This is a genomic window from Streptomyces anandii JCM 4720 (genome assembly GCF_014650655.1).
GTDB lineage: Bacteria > Actinomycetota > Actinomycetes > Streptomycetales > Streptomycetaceae > Streptomyces > Streptomyces anandii.
The window spans coordinates 1-3,356 of sequence record NZ_BMVJ01000060.1 but is presented as its reverse complement, the minus strand read 5'-3'; the positions used below and the strand labels follow the sequence as shown (position 1 = coordinate 3,356).

The 3,356-nt window shown below is 71.8% G+C and carries 2 protein-coding genes; both read right to left on the bottom strand.

From position 1 onward, the window contains the following. The coding region (locus IE249_RS35190; protein ID WP_189711545.1) for a type I polyketide synthase at nt 1-1,832 on the bottom strand (1,832 nt) is incomplete at its 3' end. A gap of 331 nt (nt 1,833-2,163) precedes the next feature. After that, nucleotides 2,164-3,356 (bottom strand): beta-ketoacyl reductase (locus tag IE249_RS35185; protein ID WP_189711543.1); only part of this gene is annotated, 1,193 nt, incomplete at its 5' end.

Sequence of the window (3,356 nt, the reverse complement as noted above, 5' to 3'; positions counted from 1 at the left end):
CGATCGAGGATCGCATCGAGCGCCTCCGCGAACACCGGATACGTCTCGTACAGCTCACGACCCATGCCCGCACGCTGACTGCCCTGCCCCGAGAACAGGAACGCCGCCTTGCCCTCGGTCGCGGTTCCGTGGATCTGCGTGCCGGTGGTCTCACCCTCGGCCAGTGCGGTGAGCGCGGTCAGCAGTTGGTCGCGGTCGCCGGCGACCAGCACGGCCCGGCGGTCCAGCGCGGCCCGGGTGACGGCCTGCGAATAGGCGACGTCGGCGAGGGTGATCCCGGGCCGGGCCGCGAGATGGGCGCGGAGCTGTCCGGCCTGAGCCCGCAGCGCCGCCTCGTCCTTGCCGGAGAGGACGACGGGCACGTACCCGGCCGGCCTGGCGGAATCGGCCTGCTCCGTGCGCCCGGTGAGCTTGGCGGGCTCGGTGGACTTGGCGGGCTCGCTGGGCTCGGTGTGTTCCTCCAGGATGGTGTGCGCGTTGGTGCCGCTCATGCCGAACGACGACACGCCGATGCGGCGTGGGTGCTCGCCGCGCGACCATTCGCGCGCCTCGGCGAGCAACGACACCTCGCCCGCCGACCAGTCCACGTGGGGGGTCGGCTCGGTCAGGTGCAGCGTCTTGGGCAGGACGCCGTGGCGCAGGGCCATGACCGACTTGATCACTCCGGCGACGCCCGCGGCGGCCTGGGCGTGGCCGATGTTGGTCTTCAGCGAGCCGAGCCAGAGCGGCCGATCGGCCGGCCGGTCCTTGCCGTACGTCGCGATGACGGCCTGGGCCTCGATCGGGTCGCCGAGCGCGGTGCCGGTGCCGTGCGCCTCGACGGCGTCGACCTCCTGCGGGGTGAGCCGGGCGTTGGCCAGCGCCTGGAGGATGACGCGCTGCTGGGACGGGCCGTTCGGCGCGGTGAGGCCGTTGCTGGCGCCGTCCTGGTTGACGGCGGAGCCACGGACCACGGCCAGCACCGGGTGGCCCCTGCGGCGGGCGTCGGAGAGCCTTTCGACGAGGAGCAGCCCGACGCCCTCGGCGAGGCAGAAGCCGTCGGCCTCCGTGGAGAAGGCCTTGCAGCGGCCGTCCATGGCCAGGCCGCGCTGCTTGCTGTAGTCGATGAAGGTGCCCGGCGCCGACATCAGGGTCGCGCCGCCGGCCAGGGCCATCGAGCACTCGCCGTTGCGCAGCGCCTGCACGGCCAGGTGCAGGGCGACCAGCGAGGAGGAGCAGGCGGTGTCGACGGTGAGGGCGGGCCCTTCGAGCCCGAAGGCGTAGGAAAGCCGCCCGGAGGCGACGCTCGCGGCGTTGCCGGTGCCCAGGTAGCCCTCGAGGTCCTCGGAGGAGCTCAGCAGGGCGGTGAGGTAGTCGTGGCTGCTGGTGCCGACGAAGACGCCGACTCGCTTGCCACGCAGGGTCGTCGGGTCGATGCCGGCGCGTTCGAACGCCTCCCAGGAGGTCTCCAGGAGGAGGCGCTGCTGGGGGTCCATGGACAGGGCCTCGCGCGGGCTGATGCCGAACGGGCTCGGGTCGAACCGCGCGATGTCGCTGACGAAGCCGCCCTGCTTGGCGTAACTGGTGCCGGGGTGCTCGGGGTCCGGGTGGTAGACGGTGTCGAGGTCCCAGCCGCGGTCGGCGGGGAACTCGGTGACCGCGTCCCGCTCGTCGGTCACCAGCTGCCACAGGTCCTCGGGGGACGCGACGCCGCCGGGGTAGCGGCAGCTCATCGCGACGATGGCGATGGGGTCCTGGTTCTTCGCCTCGGCCTCGCGCAGCCGCTGACGCGTCTGATGCAGATCCGCCGTCACCAGTTTGAGGTAGTCCCGCAGCGTCTCTTCATTCGCCATTTAAAAGCAACCCATTTACGGCAGACGGCATCGGAAAGGAACCAGAAACAATCGCACCGAGAAGGGATTCGATCGGGTTCTTCAATCGATTTCTTCAGTCGGTATCTCGTCGGCAGGCTATGGTCGCCCCGACGCCCCCGACAACCCCTGCCCGGCCCCTAGCCACCCCTGCGATCGAGGGGATGACCAGGGGTCGGGGACGAGGGGCGGCGGGCCGGAACGGCCCCGGGGGCCCGCCCGGCCGGTGTCCGGCATTCGATGTTTCCGGGCAGCCTGACGGACCGCACCAATTCCCGTCAATACCTGTCCGGCCGCATTCCGGAGAAATGCGTCACGCCCGGCCGAGGCCTTTGTTGATGAACGCGAAGAGTTCTTCGTCGCTGGCGGCTTCGAGCTGTGCCACGTCGTCGATGCCGCCGTCCCCGGCCGACCCGCTCCCGGCGTCGGCACCGGCGCCGGCCCCGAGCCCGGCTCCCGTCCCGGTCACGGTGTCCGGCACATCGGAGTCGTCCCACTTCCCCAGCAACGACTGCAGCCGCATGCTGATGCGGGCCCTGGTGACGTTGTCCGGGCTGGTGCCGGCGAGCAGAGATTCGAGCCGGTCGAGCTCCTCCAGCACGGACGCCCCGCCGTCCGCCTCCGGAACCACCTCGCCGCGCAGATACCCGGCCACCGCGGCGGGCGTCGGATGGTCGAAGATCAGGGTCGGAGGGAGCTTGAGCGCGGTGGCGGCGCCCAGGCGGTTGCGCAGCTCGACGGCGGTGAGCGAGTCGAACCCGAGTTCCTTGAAGGCCCGGTTGGCCTCGACGGCCTCGGCACCGGCGTGGCCCAGCACCGCGGCGACCGCACCCCGCACCAGGTCCAGCAGGACGCGATCCTGCTCGGTGGCCGGCAGCCCCGCTAGCTGCTTGCCGAGCGGCACCGCGCCCGAGGGGTCGTCCGCCGGGTCACCCTGGGCCTGCTCGATGACCTCGCGGGCCTCGGGCAGTTCATCGAGCAGGGTACGCGGCCGGTCCGCGGTGAACGCCAGCGCGAAGCGCTTCCACTCCATGTCGATGACGGTGAGCGCCGTCTCGTCCCGGTCGAGCGCGTGCCCGAGCGCGGTCACCGCGAGCTCGGGCGCCATCTCGAGGATGCCGTGCCTGCGCATACGGTCCCCCACCGGCCCGGCGACCGCGCCGCCGTCGCCCCAGGGCCCCCAGGAGAGCGTGGTGGCCACCAGCCCGTCCGCCCGCCGCTGCTCGGCCAGCGCTTCGAGGAAGGCGTTGCCCGGTGCCTGGTTGCCCTGGCCGGGGGCGCCGAAGGTGGCCGCGAAGGAGGAGAAGAGCACGAAGGCGGAGAGGTCCAGCTCACGCGTCAGTTCGTCCAGGTTGCGGGTCGCGTCCACCTTGGCCCGCAGGACTTCGTCGAGCTGGTCCGGCGTCAGCTCCTCGATGACTCCGTCGTTCAGTACGGCGGCGGTGTGCACCACGGCCGTCAGCGGCCGGTCGCGCGGTATGGAAGCCAGGAGTCCGGCGAGCGCGG